General features: G+C 40.1%; 5 protein-coding genes and 1 pseudogene. 2 read left to right on the top strand and 4 right to left on the bottom strand.

The annotated features are described in order from the left end of the window. Positions 1-237 precede the first annotated feature (237 nt). Positions 238-1428 carry a macrolide family glycosyltransferase gene (locus AC3WR0_RS23900; protein ID WP_492554603.1) on the top strand — a complete coding sequence of 397 codons (1191 nt, stop codon included), beginning with the start codon at positions 238-240 and terminating at the stop codon, positions 1426-1428. Between the two features lie 38 nt (positions 1429-1466). After that, positions 1467-1827 (top strand): annotated as a pseudogene (locus AC3WR0_RS23895) (DUF4256 domain-containing protein); the annotation flags it as partial. Between the two features lie 651 nt (positions 1828-2478). Here AC3WR0_RS23895 and fdhD read toward each other — a convergent pair. The 4 genes from fdhD to fdhF form a co-directional block, all read right to left on the bottom strand. Further along, entirely contained in the window at positions 2479-3300 is an 822-nt protein-coding gene (fdhD, locus tag AC3WR0_RS23890; RefSeq protein WP_492554602.1) for a formate dehydrogenase accessory sulfurtransferase FdhD, read from the bottom strand. After that, positions 3272-3673, bottom strand: a complete 402-nt coding sequence (locus tag AC3WR0_RS23885) for a Na-translocating system protein MpsC family protein (RefSeq protein ID WP_492554601.1) — start codon at positions 3671-3673, stop codon at positions 3272-3274. Before AC3WR0_RS23885 ends, fdhD begins: the two co-directional genes overlap by 29 nt. A gap of 94 nt (positions 3674-3767) precedes the next feature. After that, positions 3768-4247 carry a helical membrane plugin domain-containing protein gene (locus tag AC3WR0_RS23880; protein WP_492554600.1) on the bottom strand — a complete coding sequence of 160 codons (480 nt, stop codon included), beginning with the start codon at positions 4245-4247 and terminating at the stop codon, positions 3768-3770. Then, entirely contained in the window at positions 4247-7219 is a 2973-nt protein-coding gene (fdhF, locus tag AC3WR0_RS23875; protein WP_492554599.1) for a formate dehydrogenase subunit alpha, read from the bottom strand. Before fdhF ends, AC3WR0_RS23880 begins: the two co-directional genes overlap by 1 nt. Between the last annotated feature and the right edge of the window lie 145 nt (positions 7220-7364).

The raw sequence follows: 7364 nt of genomic DNA, 5'->3' as shown, positions 1-7364 counted from the left end.
GAGCCGTGTGCGTTAATAGCGCAAGCACGGTTCTGTGAGGGGGGAGGAGTACAATTTACCGCAAGGTAGAAAGGCTCCCTTCTACTCGACTAACTCAAAAAGGAGTAATTAAAAAATTTGAGATTTTCAAGTAATGTACTATGAATTTAATTCAATTATTTTAGGCGAGTAATGGATGGGACAGTGACCCATCCACTTGCACTATCTACTGACCATTTTAACTAAGGAGTGGTAGAAATGGCACGTGTTTTATTTATTAATGGTGGATCAGAAGGACATATCAATCCAACTATTGGAGTGGTGCAAGAGCTTATTTCACGTGGAGAAGAGGTAGTGTACTTTGCGATTGAAGATTTTCGAGAGCGTATTGAGAAGACGGGAGCTACTGTACGAACATTTGATGGTCAAAAATTTATAAAAGCCTTTATCTCAGGTGGAAGAAATTATTTACTCGAAAGAATCAACGGTCTGTTGCGAACTGCAGATATCGTGATTCCTAGTGTTCTGGAGCAAATCGAAGGAGAGCATTTCGATTATATCATCCACGATTCCATGTTTGGTTGTGGATATTTACTTGCACAAATACTTAAACTTCCGGCAATTAATTCGTGTACTTCATTTGCCCAGTCAAAAACATCATTCGATAAAATGTGGGAACAGCTTTCTAAAACAACTCCTACAGAAATAGTTGATGAATTTCAAAGCCTTACGGAAAAGGTAAAGGAAAAATTTCATGTAGAGATCCCTTCTCCTTACGAAGTTTTTTGTAATCCTGCACCACTTACAATAGTTTATACAACTAGAGTGTTTCAACCTTTTAGTGAGGCATTTGACCAAACATACAAATTTGTAGGTCCATCCATTTCTTCACGATTAACACAAGAAAACTTCGACCTTACTGTATTCAAGGGGAAAAGCCCAATTTACATATCACTGGGTACTGTTTTTAACCAAGCAATTGATTTCTATAAGCTTTGTTTTAAGGCATTAGGGAATACTGATCATACCGTTGTAATGTCTATTGGGGAAAAAGCTCAAATATCTGATTTGGGGGAGATTCCTAAAAACTTCAATGTAAAACCTTATGTTCCACAAACTGAGGTGCTGAGATACACTAAATTATTTATCACTCATGGAGGAATGAACAGTACCCACGAAGGTCTCTATTACGGTGTTCCGCTAATTGTAATCCCACAAAGCGCGGATCAACCGGTGATTGCCGGACAAGTTACCAATATTGGAGCCGGTATTACATTACAAATGCAAAGCTTGACTGCAAATCAACTACGTGAAGCAGTAGATCATGTGTTAAACCACCCATCCTTCCATAAAGCTGTTGCAACTATTAGGGAATCCTTTCAAAAATCGGGGGGGTATCACCAAGCTGTTGATGAGATTTTCGAATTTAAAAGTCAATATGATATCTAATTATAAAGCTAGATAGAGTTATACATTTAAAATGACGGAATAAAAAGACGGGCGAATACATTATTTATGATTGTTCAGCGGTAAGTCCTAAAGGTCGCAGAAGTACTTGTTACGACCGAGAAGCGCTGGATTCAAGGAAAAAACACAAACCAGAAAATAACGCTATTGATATGGCATTTGCCATGGGTATTGAACTTTTAACGGAAGAACAATACCGAGAGCTACAGAAACTTGATAATTTCGATATGAAAACATCGAGCTGGGTGTAAACACCTTCTAATATTAGGAAACTTGGCGGGGCCATCTTTTGTGATTGTCGCTTCGACACTGACTTTGTTCTCACAATGGAGCAGAATCCTACTATGCTGCAAGGGGTTTCGTGGCTCGCTAAGGGTTTGAGTTTGCACGGACAGCTAAATTTAAATTGTTTGAGAATGGATTATGACACCCAGTTGTCTTTAAGATGAAAAAGAATTTACAAATTGGATAAATAAAAAATTTGTGAAATATTGCACTTAAAGTAACGGGTGCTTATGACCACAACGTACTATCTATTAAGAAAGCTCAGAGCATAATGGCTCTGAGCTTTTTTGTGTGCTAATTTCACTGCTAAAGAGTCTGCGAATTACACTGCGAAAAGCACTGCTAATTCGCATTTTGTACTTCAAAACCGAACCCGTTACTAAAACAGGAGGCAGTCTTTTTCTATTCTGAACTCATATGCAAAAACAGGGTGAAGTTTCTAATATGGTAAATAGTGAAGTTGATTATATAATTGAAGGGAGTTACTTATTCTGCCTATAAAGTAATAGGGATTTTCATGCAGATGTATTAGTTTTTATTAAAAGAACGTGGAAAAACTTCTTGGCAATCAATATGAAGCATAATAAAATATTGGACGTTACTTTAAAATAAGTAGCGTCCTTAAGTTTTCTATTAAATATTATTAATCTATTTAGCGTGAACAATTCACCAAAGCCATCTAAACTATTAGGTAAATGACAAGTCTTTATAAAGAAAAATAACTAAAAACGTTCTTCACAGTTTAGACTACGCGTTAAAAGATACCAGCACATCATGCATGTTTATCCGTTCTGGCTTTGTATAGATATTTAAGGACTTATTTCGGATAAAACCAACTGTCGTGATATTGAGTTCGTTTGCAAGTCGAAGGGCCAATTCGGTTGGAGCTGATTTGGAAAGGACAATGCCGCAGCCAATTTTAGCAACCTTCAGCAATACCTCAGATGAAATCCTGCCACTAAAAACGATAATTTTGTCTGAAAGCGATATGGAATGCTGCAAACAATGGCCATAAATCTTATCGAGTGCATTATGGCGGCCAATATCGGTTCTATCTACGATAATGCCGTTTTTATCACATAATGCCGCGTTATGGACGCCACCGGTGTCCTGGAAAATAACGGAGGACTGTTGCATAAGTTCCATTAAGTTAAAACATTCTTCCATAGACACCGTGACTTCAACATTTCCCAGGGGCTTTACTGTTCTAGCGTCATTATAAAAATAAAAACTTTGGCGGCTTTTCCCGCAGCAGGATGTGACAACTCGTTTGGAATGAAAAAGTTCGTTTAGTTTATTTACTTTATGCGTTTTAACGATTGCTCGTCCAGTAGTCTCAACGATTGTAAGCTCTTTTATTTCCGACATACTCTTTATGATGCCCTCTGAAGCTAAAAAGCCAATTATCAGCTCTTCTATATGCTCAGGACTGCAAACCAAAGTGGCAAATTCCTGATCATTTAAGATAATCGTAATCGGAAATTCAGTTACAATTGTATCTGTTACTTTACTAAGGACCCCACCTTCATAGCGCCAGACCTCACTGCCCATTTTCAACGGCTGATCCATTTATGTCACCCCTTGGAATTCCCTCGATCTGCTGATCAAATACAAATATAGTCATGGCAATGTCCTCATCGATATCAATATCAGAAAATAACCTTAATACCCTGGCTCCCATTAAATTTTGAAATTTCATAAGAACTTCCGGTTTTTTATAAATTTGTTTGACTAATTTTGTCCGCGTTTCATGCACCATCTGCTTGCCGTTATCCGTGTTTAACATAAATTTCTCTACATTTGTTAAATTGCCTTTCATTTCACTAATAGCCCAAGTGCCAACAAACTTTGTACTGATCTCCTTCGGACCATTTCCTACATATTCTTTCCTTATTTCACGAACCAGCATACTGAATTGGTGCTCAAGACTGTTTTTTGCCATTTTCTATCCTCCTTTGATCTTACAAGGCTTTATAAAAAGGAAACCCATCCGCAATCATTTGACGAATGTGTTTGGGTTTCCTTTTTATTCTTTGTTATTTATTTAAACCTTCCCCAAGTCCCTTTAGAAGATTAACTCCAAATCCTAAGGCACGATTGATATCAGGATCTTTTAATGCCTTGACTAAGTCAAAAAGCCCAAACTTTACGTCCGACTTTAAACCTTCCTCTGCTTTTTGCAATCCAACTGACAGGCTTGAGATAAGCTTTTTGGTTGTTTCCGGTTCAGTTTCCGTTAAAATACTACCTGCAGCCATAGCATTATTAATCATGTTTGTGAGAGGTTTGCGCGTTAGTTGGCCGACAGCGATTTTCGCTACTTTATCTTTGGCTTTAACAAGGCCTCCTAAAGCATCGATTATGCCGCTATCATGTAATTCCTGCAATAACTGTAGCGTCTCAAGAAGTGAATCTTTATTTTGCGCAACCCCGGAGAGAATACTCTCCAAGGATTCCGCTTTTATGTGTTCCTCTGTTATCTCAGTTCTTTGAATCGTTTTAATTGGTTTTGCCATTATGCATTCCTCCCATCATACAATCCTGGCTGTACATGCTCGTTTACGCTTGCAATAGGGGCATAGTCACCGCGTTCCCACTTGCGGTAAATTTCTAGACCCATTTGCGGGGTACGAGTTGCATTACGCGGGCTGTATTTTGGAAGTGGATTTTCTCCATCCAGTTCAAGAATTTCCATACGGACTTTTGCCTGTTTGTAAGCAGGTGTGTGTGTCACCACATCAACAGCTCCACCGGTCAGGAGATTTACCGCACTTTCGTGGCTGGACGAGTGCATTGGTACATAGACGGTTTTTCCTTCCACACGGTTTGTTACCAGAACCGGAACACGGATAGCACCATATGGAGATACAAGGCGGACGAGAGATCCGTCTTTCACGCCGCGCTCTTTTGCAAGCTCAGGTGATACCTCCACAAACACTTTAGGGAATTTGTAATTAAGTCCCTCTGATTTATGTGTTAAGTTTCCTTCGTGGAAGTGTTCCAAGAGACGGCCGTTATCTAATGAGAGATCGAATTCTTCTGGGAACTCTACAGGAGCCACATAATCAAACAAACCGAAGCGGGCTTTTTTATCAGGGAAATTAAAGCCATCTGTGAAAAGTAACGGTGTGTTTGATCCATCTGTTGAACCCCAGTTGAAGCTGTTCCATCCTTCTAGGACATCGTAGTTACACTGGCTGAAGAAAGGTGTTAAGCTTGCCATTTCCGCAAAGATCTCGCTAGGATGCGAATAATTCCAATCAAAGCCCATTTTATTCGCCAGCTCTGTAAGAATCATCCAGTCGGGCTTGCTGTTTCCTGTTAGTTCAAGAGCTTGATATAAGCGCTGAACGCGACGCTCTGTATTAGTGAAGGTTCCGTCTTTCTCAAGAGAAGGAGCGCCTGGTAAAATAACGTCCGCAAATTGAGCGGTGGTAGTTAAAAAGATTTCTTGAACAACAAGGAAATCAAGTTTTTCAAGCATTGCCTGTGTATGATTGGAGTCAGCATCGACCCATGCCATATCCTCCCCAGCGATGAACATCGCCTTCATATGACCTTCATCAATTGCTTGCAGCATTTGAATATTATCTATTCCCGGAGTTGCAGGGATATTAACTCCATAAGCGTTTTCAAATTTTGCACGGATTTGTTCATCTGTTACGGATTGATATCCAGGGAAAATATTTGGCATTGTTCCCATATCAGCCGCGCCTTGTACATTATTATGTCCGCGTAAAGGGTAGGCACCAGCGTTTGGACGCATCATGTTACCTGTTGCAAGAAGCAGGTTGGCAATCGCAACAGATGTGTGTGAGCCTGCGATGTTTTGCGTTACACCCATACCCCAGCAGATCGCTGTTCCATCTGCATCGTGAATCATTTCCGCCATTTGAATGAGAGTTTCTTTATAAATACCCGTTATCTTCTCTGCCTCTTCAAGATTATAAGGCTGAATCATTTTCAAGAACTCATCATACTGATTGACATGCTCTTTAATAAACTCCTCATTATGCCAGCCCTGGTCAATCATGTACTTTGTAATCGCTGAAAGCCATACATAATCTGTGCCTTGTTTCGGACGAACAAACAGATCTGCGCGGTCACCCATTTCATGTCTGCGCACGTCAACGGTAATTAATTTTTGGCCGTGCAGTTTTTGTGCTCGTTTAATTCGTGTTGCAAGAACCGGGTGTCCTTCCGCAGGGGCACATCCCACAAGGATGACAAGACCTGCACCCGCAATATCTTTAATGGTTCCGCTATCGCCGCCGATGCCGCCTGTTTGCTGCAAGCCCCATGAAGCAGGTGACTGGCAATAACGTGAGCAGTTGTCAACGTTATTTGTACCAAATACTTGGCGAGCCATTTTTTGGATTAAATAGTTTTCCTCGTTTGTCATTTTTGAGGAAGCAATGAAGCCGATAGAATCGCTTCCGTAAGTTTGTTTAATTCCGCCAAGTTTTTCTGCGACAAGAGTAAGCGCCTCATCCCAGCTTGTTTCTACAAACACATCACCTTTGCGAATTAACGGTGAAGTAATTCTTTCTTTTGAGTTTACAAAATCCCAGCCAAATTTACCTTTTACACAGGTCGAAACACTGTTAACAGGAGCATTTTCGGAAGGTTCTATCTTTAGAATTTCATGGTCTTTTGTCCAAACTTCAAACGAACAGCCAACCCCACAGAACGTACAAACTGTTTTTGTTTTCTTGATTCGTGTATCGCGCATTGCTGCTTCCACTTCAGAAACGGCAAAAATGGTTTGGTAATCAGGCTCAACCGTCTTTACAAGGTCAATCATCGGTGTTAGCAGGTCATCTTCGATTCCTGTCATGAATCCGGCATTTCCAAGCATGGATTTTTCCATTAATGCATTACAAGGGCAAACAGACACGCACTGTCCGCAGGAAACACAAGATGATTCATTAATGCTTTTTCCGCCATCCCATAAAACACGCGGCTGGCTGCTTTCCCAGTCGATTGTCAACGTTTCATTGACTTGAAGGTCCTGACATGTTTCAACGCAGCGGCCGCACAGAATACACTGATCCGGATCATAGCGATAAAACGGATGAGAGATATCTACTTCGTAATTTTTAGATCGATGCGGTCGTGTCTGGTGTTCGACTCCCATCATTTCAGCCGTATTATGTACTCGGCAGTTGCCATTGTTATTGTCACAAACTGTACAGTATAATAAGTGATTTTCCAAAATACGGTCCATTGCTTCTTCTTGTGCGTTTTTCGCAAGTTCGGAGGACGTTAAAATTTCCATGTCATCCTCTACAACTGTAGAACAAGCGCGCATAATGTTTCCGTTTACTTCACACATACATGTATCACAGCTTTGAACCGGTCCTAAAATATCAGAATAACAAATATGGGGATGCTGCATTTCCTGCTGTAATAAATAATCCAAAATGCGAGTCCCTTTTTCAACTTCATGAGCTGTTCCATTAATATGTACATTCACTTTTTCTGCCACTGTAATTCCCCCTTTGATAATAGCGGCCAAATAATTCCGTTATGGATATGAAAATAATCATTCTAAAAAACCGTCTCTTATTTTCTATTCAGCTATTAATAATTCATCAGAAATACCCCCTGTAAAACGGTTGGCTGAAAAGTGA

The sequence above is a fragment of the Neobacillus sp. FW104-15D2 genome (assembly GCF_058790155.1).
Note: the sequence above shows the minus strand (reverse complement) of the source record. Positions and strands in the feature narration are given on the sequence as shown.